The following is a 21,791-nucleotide window of genomic DNA, read 5'->3' as shown; positions in this document are numbered from 1 at the left end:
TCGACGCATGCACGTCGATAGCGAGCTTGATCACTGAGGGCAGTGCGTTCTTATTGTCTAATGTAGATGATGTGGGTCTTTGCATAGGTTTATCAGTCTAGCGCTCCCACGCTCCTGATAAACCCCCATGTCATCTACCGGCACGGGTTGATGATGATAATTCTCTTTGATGCGATATTCGAACTCTCCCCGATTCACAGAATCGAGGCCACAGTAGCCTCGGTTCTCAGAACCGGGGTTGTCGCCGTCCTAATTCCCCCGCAGCACCTTGAGCGGTGGAGCGGTGCTCACGCCGCGACTGCACAGTAAGCCTGTCGCGGTCGAGAGTAGGACCACCGAAAGGATGGCTCCCGCGACTTGAAGCCAGGGGAGGTTGAAATCGACCTGAAAGACCCAGATGCCGAGAGCGGAGCTCGCAACTAGTGCCAGGGCGACGCCAACGATTCCGGCAACGAGACCTAGTAACGCATACTCGAGTGCAAGAACGGTGCGGATCTGTTTTCCAACCGCACCCAATGTCCGAAGGAGAGCGCTTTCGGCGACGCGCTGGTGGCGGCTCGCGGCGACCGCATTGGCCAGAATGATGATACCGGTAGCCATGGTGAATAACCCCATGAACCGAACGGCAAAGTTGATCCGACCAAGAATAGTCTGTAGGGATTCAATAACAACGTTTAGGTCGACGACCGAAACGTTTGGGTGACCCTTAAAGATTTCGGACTGGAGTGCTGCCGTCGTTTCCAGATCGGGGGAGCGAGTAACGGCGATCCACCATTGGGGAGCGTTCTCCAAAACACCGAGGGGAAAGGTGGCGAAAAAGTTGGGCCACATCTGCGTCCAGTCGACCGTGCGCAGGCTGGAGATCTCCACTTCGATGGGAATCCCCTGAACGTCGAAAGTCAGTCGATCACCGATCTCGACCGAGAGATCCCGGGCCATATCGTCTTCAAGGGAAATCGGGATGGGTTCCGACTTCCCCGTCCAGTCGCTGACATAGTTCCCTTCCGAAACCACTTCTGCTGCCCCTGGTGCGCCGCGATAACTACTGCGCCATTCGCGGTTGAGGATCCAGTCGTCTATGTCGTTGTCCGGATCGTCCTTGATTGCGGTAACGCTGATCCCTTTGACGGAACTCAACCGCATCGTGACGATGGGTGAGGCGGCGGCGAATTCGAGACCGTTTTGCTGGAGGATAGACTCAACCTCTTCGAACTGATCAGGCTGGATATCGAAGAGCAACAGGTTGGGTGAATCGCTCTCTTCCGCGATGTCAGTCTGCTGAAGCAAACCCGTCTGAATGAGTGTGAGGGTGTAGATCAGGAATGTGCCGATACCGAGACTGACCGTGAGATAAACGGTTCGGTTCTGCGGGCGGTGTAAGTTTGCGGCCGCCTGACGAAGGATAAAGGACCTCGGTTTGACCACCTTTTTCAAAACCCACTTGAGTAATGCGGCCACTAGCCAGAAAATCAGCAGGGCAACGGCGAGCCCGACGACGAAGATGAGACCGTGCCACCAGATCGCGGTTCGTGTGCTCGCCAAGACGCAAATGAGGAAAAGGGCGACGATCCCGAGGAGTCGGGTGAGGCCGTCTTTTTGTTTCTTATTCGCCGTGAAGTCGGCTCGGATGGCGCGCAAAGGACTCACTTTGCGAAGCGGCAGCAACGGAAAAAGGCCTGCAACAAATGCGGTCGCGGCTCCGTAAAGGACTCCTTGGAAAATGCTGGTCCAACTGACAAAGAACTCCAGCTGAAAGGGGAGCAGCGGTGCCAAGAGTCGGGGAAGTGCTGCTTGGCATAAAACGCCGGCACCTGCCCCGACAACGGCACCCACCAAAGCGATCGCAGCGATTTGAAACCAGAAAACGCCGGCCGCCTGACGGGACGAGCTTCCGAGACAGCGTAGGATCGCGACGGTATCCCTTTTCTGAATGAGGTAGGCCTGCACCGCCCCGGCGATGCCAACCCCGCCGAGAAGCAGGGCCACGAAGCCGACTAGGCCAAGGAAACTATTCAGGTTCTCCAAGGCGCTACCGATGTCCTCCTTACGGTCTTCGATGGTTTCGACTCGTAGGTAGGATGCATCGATGGCTGTCTGGTTTTCTTCAACAATCCGGACAGGGTCCTCGTCGAAGCCCGCAGCGTAGACGCGATAGAACGCAAGACTGCCGACTTGGATCAGTCCGGTGGATTCCAGCTGTGAGAGTGGAATGTAAGCCCGTGGTGCGAAGATCCCGGCAAAAGCCGCTTCTCCGGGGACGCCTACAAGCTCCGCGGAGATGGTAAACTCGGTTTCCCCCAGGCGAACGGTATCACCGACCTCGAGACCTTGCTGGGCCATGATCAGGGGGTCGAGAACGACGATCGGTTCTTCGCTTTGGGCTACTGTCACTCCAGCCGGGGTTGTCTCGAACTCGCCGTAGTAGGGAAATCCTCCCCCTAGAGCGCGGACCTGAATCAAGCGACTTCGTTCCGTTTTTGGAAAAAAGGCCATTGAAGCAAAACGGATTTCGCGGGACTGATCCCCACCGATCGCTGCGAGGATTTTTTCAGTCTCCTCGGTAAAAGCCGTTCGCGAAGTGATCTGAAGGTCAGCCCCGAGGAGTGTTTTGGCCTCCTGATCGAGTTCGGCTTCGATGTTCTCGGAAAACGAATCCACGGCCACAAGTGCGGCGACTCCGAAGACAATGGAAAGGGCGCAGAGAAGCAGGCGCGACCGTTGACGCCGCGACTCCCGCCAAGCGGTGCGGGCGGCAAATTTCCATTCGCCACCCATCATCAGTTGTTGGTGTCGCTTTGGATGCGACCGTCCTGGATGCGGACCGTTCGATCACAATGAGACGCCAGATCAGGATCGTGGGTGACGAGAACGAGGGTGGTTCCGCGGTCGCGGTTCATACCAAAAAGGAGATCGACAATGTGCTCGCCATTCTTGCCGTCGAGGTTGCCCGTCGGCTCGTCGGCGAAGAGAATTTTTGGCTCGTTGATGAAGGCGCGGGCCAGCGCGACGCGCTGTTGTTCTCCACCGGAAAGCTGGATCGGATAGTGGTCCAGTCGCTCATTGAGGCCAACCTGCTCCAAGAGCTCTCGAGCTTTGGAATCGGCGTCTTTGAGGCCGCGCAGTTCGAGCGGCGCCATGACGTTCTCGAGAGCGGTGAGGCTGGGAATGAGTTGGAAGTTTTGAAAAACGAACCCGATATTTTCCCCGCGAAACGTGGCCCGCTCGTCCTCGTTGAGTCCGGTAATGTCGGTTCCCAGCAAACGGGTCGTTCCAGTCGTGGGCAGGTCCAGTCCGGCACAGAGGCCGAGCAGGGTCGTCTTCCCGCTTCCGGATGGGCCAACGATGGCAAGACGTTCGCCTTGAGGAACATTGAGCTGAACATCGGAGAGAACGGTGAGGTCGACCTGCCCGGATTGGTAGGTGCGGGAGATGGCCTCAAGTTGTAGGGCGGGTGGTTTTTCGGTAGTGGGTTGCATCAAGAGTGGATTTGGTTGGATATTATAATAGCATGGATCACACCGGACGTCTGAAGGGTTTAGGATTCTCTTGGAAGAGGGTGGCCCTCGTGTTCGCCTGCCTCTCTCTGCTCTTGGACAGTGCCATTGCAAACGAATCCCGCCGCATTCTGTTCTTTGGCGATAGTCTGACTGCAGGCTATGGTCTTGATCCCTCCCAAGCTTATCCGGCTCTCATTCAGGAAAAGATGGATGCTGCGAGTTTGAATGGGACAGTGGTTGTTGGCGCGGTGAGCGGTGACACCTCGGCAGGTGGATTGCGCCGGATTGATTGGATGCTTCGACAGCCCGTGGATATCTTTGTTCTCGCCCTTGGAGGAAATGACGGGCTGCGGGGTTTTGATGTAGAGGCAACAGAGGAAAATCTTCAGGGGATTGTCGATCGGGTCGTCGAGAAGTATCCCGATGCAAAAATTGTGATCGCAGGCATGCGAATGCCGCCGAGTTTCGGACGGGATTATACCGAACGGTTTGCTGCCGTTTATCCAAAGCTCGCTGAGGCAAATGACGCCACGCTGATTCCGTTCCTACTCGAAGGAGTAGGCGGGGTGGTAGAGCTCAACCTCCCTGATCGTATTCATCCGAATGCAAAAGGGCAGGCGATTCTCGCGGATAATGTATGGGAAGTGCTGGAGCCGTTGGTCAAATAATAGAACCTGAATGAAGATGCAGAGTGAGATCGTTCGATCCGCCGGTAGGAAAGAGAGCGATCATTCGTTTCGGGATGGAATCTTCTGGATTCTACTCGGGAAGCGGTTTTGGGAGTGACGAGGGAATCGACTGTCGCCTATCTTTTCTGACTGAAGAAGACGGCGCTCAAGTTATCCAAGCAGTAATGAAACTAAACAATATCCTCTATTTCACCTCTACAGGAATACTAACCTTCTTTCTGGTGTCTGGTGGGCTGGTCTACCTTTCCGGCTCTGAGCGGATACTGGTCGCATTCAGTAACGAAATGACAAACGAGCACAATGCGATTGGTTTCCCGGCTTGGCTGATTACTCCGATGGCGATCCTAAAGCTTTCAGGAGCAGTTGCGCTTTGGCTTCCCATCGTGCCGAAGTGGCTGCGAGAGTGGGCTTACGCTGGCATCTTCTTCAATCTGCTGTTTGCTATTGGCGCCCATGTTTTCAACCCGATTAATCCGAATGATACAGATCTGATTGCTATCCTTCCCTTTGCGATGGTGATCGTTTCGCGTATTACACTTTTCCGGAGAGAAGCTGATAGTTGAGGTTTGATTCAATCCGGATCCCGTCGCGAGCCCGCGGGTTTCGCTTCATAGAAACGCGGCCATGATCGATGTGGCCTCAGTTCTGACGTGAGCTAGTCGAACGTGAACTCGGGAGGGAGTCCCAGATCGCTGTAATCTCTAAGAAACTGGAGGGCCCACGTCTCGTGGGCCGCGTCGTTGAATAGGGAAGCACCCTGTATCACGGACCCAGTGGACACCGAGACGGCGTCCCTCCAGGAGGGCAATCCGCCCGTTGCCTCATAAATAAATGACACCGAAGGGAGGGGTGTCTATTGAGTTCGTTGCCTCAGAATTGATGACCCTTTGGTTGTTGTTTATTTTTTGATTTCCAATGGCCGGTGGAGGGAGGCCGTAGGCTGACCGGAACCGGCCATTGGAGAGAGGATTGGATTGAGGGCGTTTTCAAGTTTCTCGGCAAGCTTGAAGGGATTGAGCTGTTTTCGAGTTTTACGGAGTTTGGTCTTTGTGCGGGCGTCGATGTGTTCGGAGAGTAAGAGTCTATCGCAGGGCGTCATAGGTTTATCGTGGCGTTTCTTTATTTTGGAACCCTGGCGGATCTTCTCGACGAGTTTGAAACTGGGCATGAAAAAGTTGTTCAGAGGTTCCCAATAATCCCGGTAGAGAGAGTTGATCAGTGGGCACAACTGCGGATTGTCCAGCCGATCATATCCCAGGAGTTGGCGCACGTGGCTCCAGTTCTTTTGCTCCACATGAGCGTTGTCATTCTTCTTGTACGGTCGACTCCGCGTGAAAGAGACGGGCTGGTCCCTTTCCTGAAGATAATGAACCAGGTGCCAGTTCAGGAACTCCCCGCCATTATCACTGTCGAACCCCAGCAAAGGAAACGGTAGTTTCTCTTCGACCCCTTTGGTAGCCTCCATCACTCCAGTGTATCCCTTGTTCCAGACGGCCCGGTTGCAGGTCCAGCCCGAGTGGATGTCGGTGTAGGTTACGCTCCAGATAAAGTCTCCGGACAAGGAACCCCCACAATGGGCGACCGTGTCGGCTTCCAGATAACCGGGCCGGTCTATATCGAAGTTATCCGTGCGCACAGCGATATTGGAGCGCAGTATACTCCCGGGTTTGGTCCCGCAAAGACCGTGCGGGCCTGCCTTCTTCGGTGAGAGAACCCGGTCGATCCGGGCAGCGCTGATTCGAAGAACCTTTCTCCGCAGGGCTTTCGGAAGTTTGCCGCGGCCTTCCTCGTAGTGGGGTAGCCAAAGTGGCAAAAGCTCCTTGAGCCTCTTACCACAGGGCTGCTCGGCCACCCTCCAGATCGATTCGAGAACCTCAACGACCTCGGGACCGTAAATCGGTGGCGACCCTCGCTTCACTCCCAATTGACCACCCCAGCCAACAGTTCCGTTTAGTAGTTTTATCGCGTGTTTGCGGTCACACTGCCATTGTTCGCAGAACTCGTCCAGCATCAGAGTTTTGCCCTCGCGACCCCGACCAACATAGCGTTGCCGCAGCCGCGGAAGTAGCTCTTTTCTCGTTTTGTCGCTCATAATCATGCACTCCTGTTCTCGGTGTCACGACTTATGAGGCAACGACTTCTTCTTCGGAACACACTTCCCAGCCCCTCGGTGTCAAAACTTATGAGTCAATTCGTCCGGAGATTTACTGCCGAATCACCTTCGACAAAACTCAGGTGAGTTTGGAGACAAAAGGATTCCTTTTCGTTCGACGGTTCTCCAGTCTCGATCTTGTGAAAACTGCGAAACTCATTGCCTCTATCCTTCTTGGATTGGCGTTCGTTACATTCGGGCTGAATTTCTTTATCGGATTTATGGATACGGGCGGTCCTCCTCCGCCCGATAGTCTGGGGGCGCAGTTCGGAGGTGCTTTATTTGCGTCGGGTGTTTTGGCGGTTGTGAAGTCATGTCAGATTGCGGGTGGAGTTCTGGTGGCGATTCCCAAGACCCGGAATTTTGGCCTTTTGATTCTTGGACCGATCGTCATCGTGATCCTGCTGTATAACACAATGATCGAGCCGGGCGGATGGATGAAGCCGCCTGTTCTCTTGATAACCGTGCTTTCCTTGTTTCTCCTCATCGCCGAATGGCGCAAGTTTAAGCTCCTGCTGAATTAAGAGGAAAGCGAGCTGACCAATTGTCCGAATCAGCACTTTCGCCTCGCGGATTTAAAGACTCCAGGCAGTGATTGATGACCTTGAAAAGGTCGAAGTAAAATCCACTTCCGAACTCTGGGATTGGTTTTCTGAGAACTATGGTCGAAACGAGAGTATTTGGTTAGTCACCTTTAAGAAGATTGTTCCGGAAAAATACGTGGCCAATGGAGAGGTAGTGGATGCCTGTGTAGCCCACGGTTGGATCGATGGTCGGCGCAAGAAGCTCGACGATTTTAGGACCATGCAGCTTCTCGCACCGCGTCGGGCTCCCCATTGGGCTCAATCCTACAAAGTGCGCGCAGCCCGCTCGATCGCTTTCGGAAGGATGCACGCGGCAGGTCTTGCCAAAATCGAAGAGGCGATTCAGGGAGGGCACTGGCATACGATGGACGCGGTTGACGCTCTTGAAGTGCCGCCTGATCTTCAGCTTGCTCTTGAGGCGAATCCGGTCGCGCAAACAAATTACGTGGCGTTTCCGCCTTCTGCCCGACGGGATATACTTCGTTGGATACACTTGGCGAGGACCAGTGAAACCCGCACCAAACGGATCCGAGAAACCGTTTCATTGGCTGCGAAAGGCAAGCGGGCCAGCGGAACCGGGGTGAAGTGAGAGAAATAAGATAGAGAAGGTGTTGGGTTAGATCTTTGGAACACTCTTGTTCCCCGGTTCACGTTCGGCTAGCTCACGTCAGGACAGAGCCGAGGCCAAACGGATTCAGTGTTTTTGGCACTCCAGTCCAATGAATTTTGGGACTCCAGTCCAATGACAAGCCCGTCGAAATATCTTACTATCTTCGGTCATAAGTCCGCCGTTTGCAGTTTTAAATTAGGGAGAATCAGTCATGAAACGTTTTTTCCATATAGTGTTCATTGCCGTGATCTGGGGCGGGATATCCAACCCTGGGGCTCTGGCGCTAGACTATGACGAAGCTGTCAGCGGTGACCTAGGGGGCGAAAATTTGGGCGACCTCGGGCCGGGACGCAACACCGTCCGCGGTAGCACTGATAACACGTCAACGGGATCTGATAACTTCAGGTTCAACGTCCTGACCGATCGACAGTTACTTGGCGCTGTTCTCGAAGTCAGTAATTTCACTTCACCTTCCGGTCTTACCGATGTGATTGGGTTACTTGGGGCGACGGATAATGATACCGTCCTCGCGAGTGGGAGAATTGGTACGAACGGTAAATTCGTGTTGTCCATCGAAGACCCGCAAACGCCCTTCCCACAACCTGCCGATAATGGGTATGGCGGGGCCGTGCGATTAGTGGGTGTAACGGGCAGCGGTACCTCTGCGGATTGGGAAATGGGCATCATCACCGCCGGCCCGACGCGGCAGGCCAGCATCGACCCCGGACCCCTCGGCTCGACTTTCGAGGTCTTCACGGGAAGCACCGATGTTTTTAACAGTGGCGGCTTCGACGGCGACGGTTTCGTCCTCAACGCCAACTTCGACGGCAAAGCCCTCCGCTTCAGCAACGATGGGTTCCTTGTCGCCGGGCTCCGTCTGACCTATGGGGGCGACCCCTTTTACGAAGCTACCGTGGATGCCGAGGCCTTGAGCCTTCGACTCATTGGCACCGACGGCTTTGACGATGTCTTTCTGTCCAACAGCAGTGTAAATTCTTTCAACGACGACTCCACGCCAAACATGTCATTGCTGAGCTTTCAGTTTTCTGGCGACTCGCTCGTCGTACCCGACGATTTCAGTTTTGCCGGTGCTGAGATCCTCGGCTTGTTGCCAACCGATTCGAGCGTAATTACCGATGCCGTGCTGAACATCGGGGCGGAGTTCGGCAGCTCCACCAGCTTCACCGTTATCCCCGAGCCCTCCAGTCTTGCTCTCCTCACCTTTGTCTTCGCTGCGGTCGCGCTTTGCCGGAGGAGGTGAAGTTTTTTTCAAAGGAATCGTAAATCAGAAATGAATCCTTCGCCATTCCCCCTTTGGCAGGACCTCCGGCCGTCATGATGACGAAACCCAACACCTCGACAAACCGCTGCTCACTTCGCTTTGTCTGACTTGAGATCTTGCTACGATCAGAATTTCCCTTGACCTAACGCGTGTAGGGTTTTTGGTGGAGGGATGCTCCGAGTGCTTCTCACCACCACTTCATTTCAGGACACGCCGGGCGGTCACCGGGAAATTTTGGAGGCTGCTGGATTCGAGGTTCATCGGGAGAGAGGGCCTTTGAGTGAGGAGCAGATGTTGGCGCTGGCTGGCGGTTTTGATGCCTTCCTATGCGGCGATGATGCAATCACCACTGCGGTGATCGAGAAGTCGCTTCCCCGACTTCAGGTCATTGCGAAGTACGGGATTGGCGTGGACAAAATCGACGTTGATTTTGCTTCGGAGAAACAGATCCCGGTTCTCTTCACGCCGGGCGTGAACCATACTACGGTTGCCGAACACGCTTTCGGGTTGATGCTCTGTCTAGCGAAAGATCTTCCTACCGCCTGCACGGCAGTTCGTAACGGGGAATGGAAGAGAAAGACTGGCCATGAGCTGATGGGGAAGGTCATGGGAATTTTGGGTCTTGGCAGGATTGGCAAGGAGGTGACGATTCGGGCCCGGGCTTTCGGGATGCCCGTGATTGCCTTTGATCCTTATTGGGATGAGGACTTTGCCAAGGAGCACGGGGTGACCCGTATGAATTCCGCAGAGGAAGTTTTGGAAGCGGCAGATGTGGTCTCTCTCCATCTTTTTCTCACTGACGACACGCGTGATCTCATCAATGCGGAGCGTCTCCAGCGGATGCGGAAGAACGCGATCCTGATCAATTGTGCGCGGGGAGAGTTGGTGGATACTGCAGCCGTTGCCGAAGCCTTGGCGAATGGGTCGCTCGGAGGTTATGGCACGGATGTGATGGATGAAGAACCTCCCTCACCGGACCATATCCTATTGAAAGCTCCTCGTTGCGTGATCACTCCTCACACGGGCTCACGAACTTATGAGTCGGTCGTTCGGCAGGGAACCAAAGCGGTGGAAAATTTAATTTTGGCATTGGCGGGGCGTCGACCACGGGCGCAGGTCAACAAGGCTCCAATTCAGGCCTCAGCCGAGGCAGAGCGTTTGGCAGAAGCGTTTGATTGGGTGGCTGAGGCTGAGATTGTTGGAAAGAGCTAGAATCATGTCGCTCAGAGGCTCTTTCCCATCCCGCGTTCGCGGGATCCCCCTACTCGCGGACGAAGAGAGAAGTTTTTTGGCTATTGATCGGCGGAGCTGCCGGAAACTTCCTAATCGTAATCCTAATCTTAATCGTAATCTGATTTTAGATACATCGAGAGCGATTAGGATTACGAGTATGATTACGATTACGATATAGATTTCATGAGTGAGGAAGAGGTGTTTTTTGTTGTCCCGGAGGCGGTCCACAATGCGTTGGTTTCCGCCGCCTATGTGCACCGTGGGTTCAGTGCGGAAGAGGCGGAAGCGGGAGCGCGCTTCGCTGCGTTGGCTTCGAAGCATGGTATCCGGACGCACAACGCAATCAAGGCCCTTCACCTCGACCATCTTTTCGGTAGTGGGGCCGGTGGCTGCAAACCGAATGCTACGGTGGAAAAGATTCCCTCGAAGTTTGAGGCCTGTGAGGTGTGGAATGCGAATTTCAAGCTCGGTCAGTCAGTGGCGTTTGATGCGATGGATCGGGCTATTGAATTGGCCGACCGGTTTGGAGTGGGAGTGATCTCGGTAGACCAGGCATTCCACTACCTTTGGGGTGGAGGATACATGATCGATGCCGCGCAGCGGGGCTACATCGCTTACACGAATTGCACGGCTGCGTTGGCCGAGGTCGTTCCCTTCATGGGGAAGACTCCGACTCTCGGAACCAATCCACACAGCTGGGGCTTTCCAACGACCAAAGCCATCGGTTTTCCTTTGGTCGTTGATTGGGCGACCAGCGTAGTTGCGATGGGGCGTGTTCAGCAGTTTGCGAGAGAAGGAATGGCGCTTCCGCCGAACGCCGCTGTAGACGAGAACGGCAACCCGACCACTGATCCGAAAAAAGCAAAGGCTCTTTTGCCCTTTGGTGCCCACAAGGGATACGGTCTTTCATTGATCAATGAGATTGTTGGCGCGTTTATCGGTGGTTCCTTACCAACGATTCGGTCCCGTTGGTCGGAGCCGGGTGAGAAGCATAGCCCGAACTTTTTCTTTCAGGTGATCCATCCCGAAGCGATATCGTCGGGTTTGTTTGCGGGCGGCGTGTCGCAATCGGACAACGTCAGGGAGGTGATCGGCGACATCCTTGGGCACGGCAACGAAAAGTGCCTGCTACCCGGTCAAATCGAAGCGCAGGCCGCACAGCGATCGGAGAAAGAAGGGGGTCTTCTCTTCTCAGAGGCGGAATTGAATGCTTTTGGCGAAATCGCTGCCGAGTGTGGCGTGAAACCTTGGAGTCCGTCAGATTTCCGACAGGCTGCCTCGTGACGGACCAGTCAAAACCGAATAACCTTTGCTGCGTGACTCAATGAATAGAGTTTACTCTCCAAATCGAAATCGAAGTCGAAATCCCAATCGAGAGTTCCCGAGACCCGATTTCGATTGCGGTACCGATTTCGATTTGGAATCGAATTGGCGAAGTAATCTTTAGACCAGAACCACCTTTGACTTTATGAGTACAATCGAACTCCGACCTGAATCTGAATGTAAATATGACTGCGTGTCTCTCGGGGAGATCATGCTACGCCTCGACCCGGGAGAAGGGCGTGTCCGCACAGCCCGTCGGTTCCAGGCCTGGGAAGGGGGCGGTGAGTACAACGTAGCGCGTGGGCTGCGCCGTTGTTTTGGTTTGAAGACCGTTGTGGTGACTGCCTTTGCTGACAACGAAGTGGGACGGCTCATCGAGGATTTTGTTTTTCAGGGAGGCGTCGATACCGAGTGGATTCAGTGGAAGGACTACGATGGGATTGGAAGGACAGTTCGGAACGGATTGAACTTCACAGAGCGTGGATTTGGAATTCGCGGTGCGGTTGGCGTGCCAGATCGGGGGAACACTGCATGCTCGCAAATGAAAGCGGGAGATATCGACTGGGATCGTCTCTTTGGTGAAGAGGGAGCGCGTTGGTTCCATACCGGCGGGATCTACGCTGCGCTTTCCGATTCGACAGCCGAGGTCGTAATCGAAGCGGTGAAGGCGGCCAAAAAGTACGGGACGATCGTCTCGTTTGATCTGAATTATCGGCCGTCCCTTTGGAAATCGATCGGAGGATTGGCCAAGGCGCAGGAAGTGAACCGTGAGATTGCGAAATACGTCGATGTCATGATCGGAAACGAGGAGGATTTTACCGCGTGCCTAGGATTCGAAGTGGAAGGGGTCGACGAGAACATTTCCGAAATCGATGTCGGTGCGTTTGAGAAGATGATCACCAGAGCGCTTGCTGACTTCCCCAATTTTAAAGTAACGGCGACGACCCTGAGGGGCGTAAAGACTGCGACAGTCAACGACTGGAGTGCGATGGTTTGGGCCGATGGCTCATTTTACCGGTCGAGGGAATATCCCGAGCTGGAGATTATGGACCGTGTTGGAGGAGGGGACAGTTTCGCTTCCGGCCTGATCTATGGTTTCCTGACCGGACAGGGACCCGCAGTCGCTGTAAACTACGGGGCGGCCCACGGAGCACTGGCAATGACGACTCCAGGGGACACGACGATGGTCACCGTGAAAGAAGTCGAAAAGATTATGGGTGGTGGCGGCGCTCGGGTGGTCCGGTGAGATTTTTATTTTCCGATGGAGGGACGCCGGCCCCGGTGTCCAAGCAGTGGATTTGTGGTAGCGGTGGCGTGATAGCGCCGCGGATACTTGGGGGGCCTATCTCACGGAACGCAACTTTGGCTCTCAGGACGTTGCGGACATCGAGGCCGATGTCCCTCCAATAGAACGCTGTTACGGCTTGTCTCTCTCACCGCCTCACCCTAACAACACTTACCATGTCCGACGAACTTTCTGAAATTGGCCTTATTGGCCTCGCTGTCATGGGGCAGAATCTTGCCCTCAACATTGCCGATCACGGCTTCCGTATTTCGGTCTACAACCGCACGACGTCCAAGATGGAGGTGTTCGTTGCAAAACACCCGGATACCCCGGGCGGTTTGGTGGGGCTGGCTGATTTGAAGGATTTTGTGAACTCGCTTCGTAAGCCGCGGAAGATTGTTATCCTCGTGAAGGCGGGAGGACCCACGGATGCGGTGATTGACGAGTTGATCCCTCTACTCGAAGAGGAAGACATCATTATCGATGGTGGAAACGCCAAGTGGACGGATACGATCCGCCGCGAAAAGGATTTGGGTGAGAAAGGACTTCGCTTTATTGGGAGCGGGGTTTCCGGTGGTGAAGAGGGTGCCCGATTCGGTCCGTCGCTCATGCCGGGTGGAAAGGAAAGCGCCTACAAGGAATTGCAACCGATCTGGGAAGCGGTTGCCGCCAAGGTGGATCACGAAACGGGTAAGCCACTTGAAGGAGCGGAACCGGGTAAGCCGGTCGAGGGTGGAGTGCCCTGTACCGCTTACATCGGACCCAACGGAGCGGGGCATTACGTGAAGATGGTTCACAACGGGATTGAGTACGGCGACATGCAAATGATCTGCGAAGCCTATGATCTCATGAAGAACATTCTCGGGATGGAAGCTCCAGAGATTGGAAAGGTCTTTGAAGAGTGGAATACGGGTGAACTCGATTCGTTTTTGGTCGAGATTACGGCAGACGTGCTCCAGCAGAAAGATCCAGAAAGCGATGCGAATTTTGTGGATGTTGTTCTCGATGCGGCAGGGCAAAAGGGCACTGGCAAATGGACCAGTATCAACGCTCTCGATATGGGAACCCCCGCACCGACTGTGGCGGAGGCGGTTTTTGCTCGTTGCTTGAGTGCCGTAAAAGAGGAGCGGGTTGCTGCCTCCAAGATTCTTCCTGGGCCTGAAAAATCACCTGCACCGGATCGTGCAGAGTTGATCGAAGCGATCCGTGAGGCCCTCTATTGCTCAAAAATCTGTTCCTATGCTCAGGGCTTCCAATTGATGCGCCACGCGCAGGAAGAATATGACTGGAGTCTCGACTTTGGAACGATCGCTCAGATTTGGAGAGGTGGTTGCATCATTCGGGCGCGCTTCCTCCAAAAGATTACCGAAGCCTATGATCGCGATGCTGCTCTCGCGAACTTATTGCTTGATCCCTACTTTTGCGAGGCCATTGCCAAGGGGCAAAAGAGCTGGCGGAAAGTCGTTGCTCTTGCAGCGACCGAAGGGGTTTCGGCACCGACCTTTAGTTCGGCTCTTTCCTACTACGACGGTTACCGTTCCGAGCGTCTTCCGCAAAATCTCTTGCAGGCGCAAAGGGACTTCTTCGGAGCTCACACTTACGAGCGGGTGGATCAGCCACGGGGAAAGTTCTTCCACGTGGATTGGCCGGTAGAAGGTCGACCCCAGTTGGACGTGTAGGCTCTCTTCATGTCCAACAACCCCTACGCAGGAACGCTTTTCGATCTAAGCGGGAAGGTCGCTGTCGTGATCGGCGGCACTGGCGAGCTCTGCGGTGCAATGGCTGAAGGGATTGCTTCCGCCGGGGCACACGTGGTTCTCGTCGGTCGGAGTGAAGAGAAAGCGAATGCCCGGCTCGACCGGATTCGGAAGGCAGGTGGTCATGCGACCTTCCACTCTTGCGACGTCGGAAGTCGGAAATCACTCGGTGCTCTTGCCGATGCCATAGAGAAGCAAGCGGGTGGATCAGATATTCTAGTAAACGGAGCGGGCGTAAACTCACCCACTCCCTTCTTTGAGATCGAGGACGAGGAGCTGGAGAGGATTCTCTCGGTGAACTTCAAGGCGGTGTTTCGCACTTGCCAGATCTTTGGTTTGCGGATGGTTGAGCGCGGGAAGCCGGCGTCGATTATCAACGTTGGATCGATGTCTGGAGTAATTCCGTTGTCACGCGTGTTTACCTATTCTGCGACGAAGGCAGCCGTTCACAACTTATCGAAAAATCTGGCGAGAGAGTGGGCTCCGGCGGGTATTCGGGTAAACACCTTGGTTCCAGGATTTTTCCCGGCAGAGCAAAATCGGAAAATTCTGTCCGATGAGCGGGTAGCTCAGATTATGGGCCATACGCCGATGAAGCGATTTGGGAATGCCGATGAGCTGATCGGAGCGACTCTTTTGTTAGCGTCTGAGGCGGGATCCTTCATGACCGGAACTGAGACCATAGTCGATGGTGGTTACGCGGCTATGACGATCTAGAGCAACTTCCGTAGGAGGAGGCCTCTTGACCTCCGTAGCCAGCAAGGCGAAGGACCGTTACGCCTCGACGATTAGGATCGGATTTCAGGCTGGCCCTTTGAGGGATAAACCCTCTCCTACGAATCATGTGACTCTCTCATGGACGCCGACGCAGGCGTCCCTCCAGAAAGAAAAGAGCCAGCTTCTGGATCAGTCCAGATGGATTCGGTCGAGTTCGAGAACCGTGCAGTCCAGGCGATCGTAGAGTGGGAGTTCCTTAAGGTAGTCCAACGTTTCCTTCTCGGAACGAGCCCGGTATTTTAGGTAGACCCGGACCTTCTTCCAGTCCTCGTGAGAGGCTCTCTGAAAATCGAGAAGCCTCCCTTGCTTCTTTTGTTGCGAGAGCGCTTCTATTTCCGCTGGAACCAAAGCCTCGAAACTCTCGTCTGGCGAATCCTTCAGTCTTACTTCAACCAAATACCGTTTCAGATTATCCGTGCCGACCATGCCGTCAAAATCAGCGATCTTTGGCAGTATCTGGGGAGACTCCTCAAAGATACCGACGATTCTCTCTTCGAGATTTTTGAGGATTGCGGAACGTCCTTCGTCTTCAACGTGTGCGGGAGACCATGCGATGAATGGATCAAGCGGAGTGAAGCCGTTGAACCAGAACACCCCATGGTTGATAGGAGTGAGAATAGTCTCCATCGAAGGATTAATTCCGTAACCGTCATACATATCCTGCCCGCCTCCGGTCGTCATTAGAATGAGGCCTGGTTTTTTGTTTTTACCTATTCCGCTATCGTAAAACTGGTCTCCTCCGTAAATTCGCTTGTAGACGAGGACCCGATCGCACCAACCTTTGAGTATGGCCGGCATGCCGAACCACCACAGAGGGAAACTAAAAATGAGTGCGTCCGCTCCTTCCAGCCGGGCAATTTCTCGATCGAGATTTGGTTCGAACCCATCTTTCTCCGCGGCATAGGACTCTTCGACCTGTTGTTTGTAGTAGTCGGGATCCTTCTGAGTGGTAAAATTACGCCGATCGGAGACCGGATCGAATCCAGCCCGATAGAGGTCGAGTAGATCGACCGAGTGACCAGCGGAGGTCAGCTTCTCGGCTGCTGTTTTGGCAAGGGCTGAGCTAAAGCTCTTGGCTTCGGGGTGAGCATGGACGATAAGGATTTTCATAAAGACGGTGGTAACAGTAGTCCGGGATCATGGCGAGATGACTGTTCAGGTTCCCTTGCATTTACAGCCAGTCGGTCTTTAGACTCGTTCTCCATGGACCATATCTACAAAAAAATCGAAATCACCGGCTCATCCCCTAATTCCCCTCAGGAAGCGATCGAAAATGCGGTGGCGAAAGCCGCGCAAAGTGTTCGCAACATGCGGTGGTTTGAAGTCGTTGAGACTAGAGGTCATATTGACGATCAGAAGATCGCGCACTGGCAGGTGACGATTAAAATCGGATTTACTCTGGATTGATCTCTCTGAGAACCCCTGCCATCCGGCGGACAGCCTCGGGAAAGCTGTCGATATCCATGGCGTAATTGACGCGAATGCACTCTTGCGAGTGGTCCCAATCCTCAGCGAGGTTATGAAAGAAGAACTGCCCGGGCACGACCAATACCCCTGCTGTTTTCAAGCGTTCGTAGAGCTCATCGCTGGCAATACCAAGATCGGGAAACCATAGCCAAAGAAAGAGGGCTCCGTCCGGCTTGTGAATCAGGTAGCGGATTCCTTTCAGCTCCGTTTGAATCGCACCGACGGCTTTCTCTGCCCTCTCCTCGTAGTAGGGACGGACAATGTTACGGCAGAAATCAAGAAGTCTCCCATCTGCGAAAAGGGGCCGCGTCATCGCCTGGCCGATCGAACCGTTGGCCAGTCCCACCAACGCGGTCATCGAAGAAACCGCTTTGCAGATCGCTGGTGGGCCGATCACAATTCCGGTCCGGGTCCCCGGAAGGCCAAGCTTGGAAAGACTGTAGGTGAGAACAACGCCTTCTTTCCAGAAAGGTTGTTCGTCGCGGAAGATCATATTCGGAAACGGCGTGCCATAAGCGTTATCCACAATCAGAAGGGCATTTGATTCTCGGCAGTATCGGTAGAGCTCTTCCAACTCTTGAAGGCTCAAAACGTTTCCGGTTGGGTTGGTGGGTCTGGAGACACAGGCAGCGCGGATTGATCCAGGGTTGGGAAGCTTGCTGAAATCGATCCGGTAGCGGAAAAAGGGTTCTTCCAGGATTTCGATCTTTCCGGGAATTGAGAGAAGACTCTTTCGGTCTAAGCCGAGCGAGGAGTAGCCAATGTACTCGGGAGACACCGGAAAGAGTATTTTTCCTTCGGAATCTCCGAGGAGGGTAAAGAGAAAGAAGAAGGCTGTCTGTCCACCATTCGTGACAGAGACATTCTCGGGAGTAAGGTTCCATCCGTACTCGCGATTGAAGAGGTCAACGATGGTTTGGATGAACTTCCGGTTTCCCTGGTGGGGATCGTAGAACCCTAGCATTCGGTCGAAAGCCCCATCGTCACTTTCGAGAAGCTCTTTCATCTGCTCCCGCCAAAGCCGGATCCCTTCCGGTATTGGCGCGGGGTTCCCTCCTCCAAGCATGGCCATCTCCGTGTCTTGGCGAGCAAGGGCGACTCCCAGGTCTTCCATCAAATCCTCAATGCCGCTTCCTTGGGCAATTCTTCGGCCAAGGGCCGAAAAAGAGATTTCAGTCTCAGAGTTCATTGGTGGATGAGTCACGGAGAGAAACTTACTTAGGGAACGTTTGCTAGCAACGGAATTGAATCCGGGATTGACGGCTCGGCGGGTGCGCTCACTCTCCTTGGGTATGCGAAACTGGCATCTTCCCGTTTTCTCATTGCTGACCTGTTGGCTTGCCAGCGGTCTTTATGCGCAAAACGAGCTTCCGGGAGAGGAGAAGCCTTTGATCGCGGATGAGGCCGCACCCTCCGAGAGCGGGCAGGGCCGTCCTCAGGGACCGCCGCCTCCCTTCTTTGCCGTAGATTTGAGGGTAACTTCTTTTGCCGATGCCGATTTGGACGGAGATGAAGGGGAATTGGGAGAGAACCGTATCACAGCGGACCTTTCGTGGAACCGATTTGCCGCCCCGAACAACATTACCCGCACCTCGCTCCGGTATGTCTACCGGAATTACGACCTCACTGGCGATAACCCTTTCGCAGGTGCTTTTAACGAAGTAAACGGGTTTAGGGTTGGTGGGACGCTTGAGCGTCCTGTTAGTGGGAATTGGAGCTTGTTTGGGACGGGAGCCATTGGGTTTCAGGGTGCAGAAGGCGCCAATATATTTTCCGGAACGACCGTTCCTTTTGCAGGTGGGGTGAGCTATCTTTTCGGTCCTCATTTGATTGTCGGAGCGGGTGTTCTCGGTGTTTTTGAGTCAAATGTCGGAACCACTGTAATTCCCATCGTTACAATCCGGTGGACGCCGAACGACCGCTTTACCCTGATGACGCTCAACGGGGTGAGAGTGACCTATAAGTTGGGGCAGCAAAAGGAATGGGAGGTACTTGGGTCCATTCTTTATGAGACGTTTGTTTTTGCGGTCGATGACTTTGACGGTTTGGCGAAAGATCAGGCAGTTGTCTCGCAGGAATATTGGCAGGCGAGGACAGGCTTGATTCGCAGATTCGGCCGTCAGTTCCAGATCGGTGCTTTTTTGGAAGGACGATTTGAGCGGAAGTTCGACTTCTATGACAACGACCGGGAATTTGACCGTTTCCGAATCGATAACTCACTCGGTTTTAGTATCGAGGGAACCTACCGGTTCTAGAAAAGATCACTGGGGAATACGTTACGCACCGGTCAGTATTCTCCTACTAGTGTCTCACTATCGAGGGATAAACCCTCTCCAACAAACGCATTTTTGTAGGATGAGGCTTTATGCCTCGATCCTCTTCCAACGAAAACCAAAACTTAGGCGGGTTAGGGGACCAAATCTATCTTCGCAGCTTCGAGTAATTGCGCCATGAACTCGTTGCATCGTTCCACGGTGGTGGCTTCCACCAAAAACCGGAGCTTGGGCTCTGTCCCAGAATAGCGAAGGAGGACCCGTCCGGTGTTTCCTATTTCTGATTCCACCAAGGACCGCTCAGTTTGAAGATTACTACACTCTTCAAGAGGGATTTTCTCTGGAACGGTGAGGGCGCTGGTGACCTGAGGAAGCAATGGAATGGCTTGGCGGAGTTCTGAAAGCGTTTGTCCTGTTTCCTGAAGAATGCGGAGCATGTAGAGTGCGGCTAGAAGTCCATCGCCCGTGGGCGAGTAGTTGTGGAGGATGATGTGGCCTGATGATTCACCACCGAGCGATGCACCAAGCTTTCTCATTCGCTCGGCGACGTTGCGATCTCCTACATCAGTCCGCTCCACTTTGCCTCCTGATTTCTCAATGGCCAGGTCCAGCCCGCGGTTACTTTGAATTGTGGTCACGAGAAGACTCTCGGAGAGCGACTGTTTGCGCATGCCATTCAGTGCGAAAATACCTAAAACCTGATCCCCGGGAACGATGGCACCTTTTTCGTCTGAGAAGATCACCCGATCCCCATCTCCGTCATGAGCGATCCCGAGCGCAGCGTTGTGTTTGACAACCATTTCGGCCATGGATTCTGCATGTTCGCTTCCGCAGCCTGCGTTGATGTTTTTGCCGTCCGGTGAATCACCAATGCAGACCAGCTGGGCACCTCTCTGAGAAAGAACGACAGGCGTCGAGTGAACAGTTGCTCCATTTGCCGTGTCGCAGACGATCGTGAGTCCTTCGAGGTCGAGATGGGTCGAGAGAATTTCGGCACCCTGAAGGTAGGTCTGCATCCCATTCCTTTTGGTAACGCTGTGCTCCGGGTTTTTCTCGATTTCCTGCGGAGGAGGTGCGAGCATTAGGGCCTCGATTGTCTCTTCCTCGGCATCGGAGAGTTTCGTGCCTTCAGCTGAGAACAGTTTGATGCCGTTGTCTTCGGCTGGATTGTGTGAGGCGGTGATCGAAATACCGAGGTCGGCTTCGGAAGAGAGTACGACCGAGGAGACCGCTGGAGTCGGAACAATTCCGAGATCAATGCATTCGCCGCGATGTTTCCCAAAGCCATCGATTAGATGGGCGAGAATCTTCGCACCGCTTTCGCGGGTATCTCTCCCGATTACGATCCGGGGTGAATCGGCTCCACGGGAGGATCGAAGGAAACGTGCGATCCCTCCAGTGAGCTGCCCAATAAATTCGGGTGTGAAGTAGGGCCCGTTGGCTGGACCACGGATGCCGTCCGTTCCGAAATAGCGGGTTTTCATGCGTGCTTCGAGTGAAACTCCTTGAACGAATTCAGCCAATTCGCCCATTCACCACTGCGCACCTTCTCTCTCGCCGTTTCGATCCCGGAGCCAAGGTCTGCCACTCTTTGGCAGGCGAGGAGTGATGCTCCTGCGTTTAGACAAAGTGTATCTTCAACGGCTGCGCTTGCTTTTCCTTCAGCGACGTCATGGAGAATTTGCAAGTTCTGATCCGCGTCTCCACCCTTGAGTGCGCTTAGGGGAGCCTCCGCTAAGCCATAGTCTGTGAAGGAATCAGAGAAGGTCTCTCCGCTCAAGTCACCGGCTCCTGCAATCTGATTCTTTCCCGATACGGTAAGCTCGTCGACGCCTTTGGATTCGGAGAGCTGTGAGTGGACGACGAGGGCGGACTTTAGACCCAGACGGGTAAGGGCCGATGCCAGTGGAGCGACCCATTCGCTTGAATAGACACCCATGAGTTGGAAGGTGGGTCGACCAGGATTGATGAGCGGTCCGAGAAGATTGAAGATGGTTTTCGTGCCCGTCTCGGCCAGTTTCTTGCGGACTGGCATGATTTCTTTGAAGGCTGGATGGAAGGACGGAGCAAAGAAGAAGCAGAAGGAGTTCTCTTCGAGACTCTTTTCTAGGAATGACTCATCTGCATCCATCGGTACTCCAAGAGCAGCGAGAAGATCCGCACTTCCACTCATTGAAGTGATCGAGCGGTTTCCATGCTTCATGACCGGAATTCCCATGGAGGCAATCAGGAGAGCCGTTGCAGTTGAAAAATTGAATGTCCCACTCTTATCGCCACCCGTCCCGACGATATCGATCGCCTCGCGTGAATAGGCATCAAGGTTGGGGTCCAAGGCCTTGCCTCGAAAAAAGTCAGCAAACGCGGCTACTTCTTCGGGGGTTTCTCCCTTTTGTGCTAAAGCTCGTAGAAAGTCCTCTTTCTCGTCGTGGCCGGGGGCAGGGTCTGTCAGGAGGGATGCAGCGGAGTGACAGTCCTCCCTCGAAAGGTCAGTGCGCTCCCGGAGGATTTCGGTAAGCGAGAGAAGCTCGTATGGGTTTGGCATCGTTGAAAAGGAAAGCGTGAAAAATTCGGTTAGGCGAAAACAAAAGGACGGTTGGAAACAGGGCAGGAGTAAGAGAAAGCCCAGGAATCCAGTCTACCCTTGAATGTCACAAGGTTAAGAGTCTCTACAAGTAAATCCTTATGGCATCGGTCGCAAAGACCGATGACACGCAAAGGCTGACCGTTACGAATAACACCGAAATCATCCGCCTCTGCTGCGGATGCTTCTACTCTAACCTCGTGATGTAGCTTAAGTGTACTTCGAGTTCTTTAGAATTGGCTTTTGACTGCGATTTCATTTGTAGGCGGCGAAACCACCTT

The 21,791-nt window shown here is 54.0% G+C and carries 19 protein-coding genes; 12 read left to right on the top strand and 7 right to left on the bottom strand.

Going from position 1 to position 21,791, the window contains the following annotated elements; genetic code table 11:
- Positions 1-249: 249 nt before the first annotated feature.
- Both AAGJ81_03645 and AAGJ81_03640 read right to left on the bottom strand, forming a co-directional pair.
- Complete coding sequence (locus tag AAGJ81_03645) at positions 250-2,778, bottom strand: FtsX-like permease family protein (protein ID MEM0965232.1); 2,529 nt, start codon at positions 2,776-2,778, stop codon at positions 250-252.
- Complete coding sequence (locus AAGJ81_03640) at positions 2,778-3,476, bottom strand: ABC transporter ATP-binding protein (protein MEM0965231.1); 699 nt, start codon at positions 3,474-3,476, stop codon at positions 2,778-2,780. Before AAGJ81_03640 ends, AAGJ81_03645 begins: the two co-directional genes overlap by 1 nt.
- Positions 3,477-3,508: 32 nt before the next feature.
- On the opposite strand from AAGJ81_03640, the gene AAGJ81_03635 reads away from it, so the two are divergent.
- Both AAGJ81_03635 and AAGJ81_03630 read left to right on the top strand, forming a co-directional pair.
- The gene (locus tag AAGJ81_03635) at positions 3,509-4,165 is read left to right on the top strand and encodes an arylesterase (GenBank protein MEM0965230.1); all 657 of its coding nucleotides are present in this window, start codon (positions 3,509-3,511) and stop codon (positions 4,163-4,165) included.
- Positions 4,166-4,188: 23 nt separating this feature from the next.
- On the top strand, positions 4,189-4,749 hold the full coding sequence (locus AAGJ81_03630; GenBank protein ID MEM0965229.1) for a DoxX family protein: 561 nt from the start codon (positions 4,189-4,191) through the stop codon (positions 4,747-4,749).
- 335 nt (positions 4,750-5,084) lie between these two features.
- On the opposite strand, the gene AAGJ81_03625 is transcribed toward AAGJ81_03630, so the two are convergent.
- Complete coding sequence (locus tag AAGJ81_03625; protein MEM0965228.1) at positions 5,085-6,278, bottom strand: hypothetical protein; 1,194 nt, start codon at positions 6,276-6,278, stop codon at positions 5,085-5,087.
- 200 nt (positions 6,279-6,478) lie between these two features.
- On the opposite strand from AAGJ81_03625, the gene AAGJ81_03620 reads away from it, so the two are divergent.
- The 8 genes from AAGJ81_03620 (at position 6,479) to AAGJ81_03585 (ending at position 15,129) form a co-directional block, all read left to right on the top strand.
- Complete coding sequence (locus AAGJ81_03620; GenBank protein MEM0965227.1) at positions 6,479-6,862, top strand: hypothetical protein; 384 nt, start codon at positions 6,479-6,481, stop codon at positions 6,860-6,862.
- 67 nt (positions 6,863-6,929) lie between these two features.
- Positions 6,930-7,511: a YdeI/OmpD-associated family protein gene (locus tag AAGJ81_03615; protein MEM0965226.1), complete on the top strand. Its 582-nt coding sequence runs from the start codon at positions 6,930-6,932 to the stop codon at positions 7,509-7,511.
- A 232-nt stretch (positions 7,512-7,743) separates the two neighbouring features.
- Positions 7,744-8,793 carry a PEP-CTERM sorting domain-containing protein gene (locus tag AAGJ81_03610; protein ID MEM0965225.1) on the top strand — a complete coding sequence of 350 codons (1,050 nt, stop codon included), beginning with the start codon at positions 7,744-7,746 and terminating at the stop codon, positions 8,791-8,793.
- A gap of 192 nt (positions 8,794-8,985) precedes the next feature.
- Entirely contained in the window at positions 8,986-10,026 is a 1,041-nt protein-coding gene (locus AAGJ81_03605; GenBank protein ID MEM0965224.1) for a phosphoglycerate dehydrogenase, read from the top strand.
- 204 nt (positions 10,027-10,230) lie between these two features.
- Positions 10,231-11,331, top strand: coding sequence for an Ldh family oxidoreductase (locus tag AAGJ81_03600; protein ID MEM0965223.1), 1,101 nt, complete (start codon positions 10,231-10,233; stop codon positions 11,329-11,331).
- A 184-nt stretch (positions 11,332-11,515) separates the two neighbouring features.
- On the top strand, positions 11,516-12,616 hold the full coding sequence (locus AAGJ81_03595) for a sugar kinase (GenBank protein MEM0965222.1): 1,101 nt from the start codon (positions 11,516-11,518) through the stop codon (positions 12,614-12,616).
- Between the two features lie 215 nt (positions 12,617-12,831).
- On the top strand, positions 12,832-14,334 hold the full coding sequence (gndA, locus tag AAGJ81_03590) for an NADP-dependent phosphogluconate dehydrogenase (GenBank protein ID MEM0965221.1): 1,503 nt from the start codon (positions 12,832-12,834) through the stop codon (positions 14,332-14,334).
- A gap of 9 nt (positions 14,335-14,343) precedes the next feature.
- Positions 14,344-15,129: an SDR family oxidoreductase gene (locus AAGJ81_03585; GenBank protein MEM0965220.1), complete on the top strand. Its 786-nt coding sequence runs from the start codon at positions 14,344-14,346 to the stop codon at positions 15,127-15,129.
- A 189-nt stretch (positions 15,130-15,318) separates the two neighbouring features.
- Here the strand turns inward: AAGJ81_03585 and AAGJ81_03580 are convergent, their stop codons facing one another.
- Complete coding sequence (locus AAGJ81_03580; protein MEM0965219.1) at positions 15,319-16,299, bottom strand: NAD(P)H-dependent oxidoreductase; 981 nt, start codon at positions 16,297-16,299, stop codon at positions 15,319-15,321.
- 93 nt (positions 16,300-16,392) lie between these two features.
- On the opposite strand from AAGJ81_03580, the gene AAGJ81_03575 reads away from it, so the two are divergent.
- A complete protein-coding gene (locus AAGJ81_03575; GenBank protein ID MEM0965218.1) occupies positions 16,393-16,596 on the top strand; it encodes a dodecin in 204 nt (67 codons plus the stop codon).
- On the opposite strand, the gene AAGJ81_03570 is transcribed toward AAGJ81_03575, so the two are convergent.
- A complete protein-coding gene (locus tag AAGJ81_03570; GenBank protein MEM0965217.1) occupies positions 16,583-17,845 on the bottom strand; it encodes a valine--pyruvate transaminase in 1,263 nt (420 codons plus the stop codon). The two genes, AAGJ81_03575 and AAGJ81_03570, sit on opposite strands and share 14 nt — an antisense overlap.
- Before the next feature lie 82 nt (positions 17,846-17,927).
- On the opposite strand from AAGJ81_03570, the gene AAGJ81_03565 reads away from it, so the two are divergent.
- Positions 17,928-18,911 (top strand): hypothetical protein, encoded by a 984-nt coding sequence (locus AAGJ81_03565; GenBank protein ID MEM0965216.1) that lies wholly within the window; start codon positions 17,928-17,930, stop codon positions 18,909-18,911.
- A 152-nt stretch (positions 18,912-19,063) separates the two neighbouring features.
- On the opposite strand, the gene AAGJ81_03560 is transcribed toward AAGJ81_03565, so the two are convergent.
- Both AAGJ81_03560 and trpD read right to left on the bottom strand, forming a co-directional pair.
- Positions 19,064-20,413 carry a phosphoglucosamine mutase gene (locus AAGJ81_03560; protein ID MEM0965215.1) on the bottom strand — a complete coding sequence of 450 codons (1,350 nt, stop codon included), beginning with the start codon at positions 20,411-20,413 and terminating at the stop codon, positions 19,064-19,066.
- The gene (gene trpD, locus AAGJ81_03555; protein MEM0965214.1) at positions 20,410-21,471 is read right to left on the bottom strand and encodes an anthranilate phosphoribosyltransferase; all 1,062 of its coding nucleotides are present in this window, start codon (positions 21,469-21,471) and stop codon (positions 20,410-20,412) included. The genes AAGJ81_03560 and trpD overlap by 4 nt, the downstream gene beginning before the upstream one ends.
- Positions 21,472-21,791: the final 320 nt, after the last annotated feature.

The organism is Verrucomicrobiota bacterium, from assembly GCA_038744685.1.
In the GTDB taxonomy this organism is placed as follows: Bacteria; Verrucomicrobiota; Verrucomicrobiia; order Opitutales; family Puniceicoccaceae; genus Puniceicoccus.
This window is presented reverse-complemented; position numbering and strand designations above follow the sequence as displayed.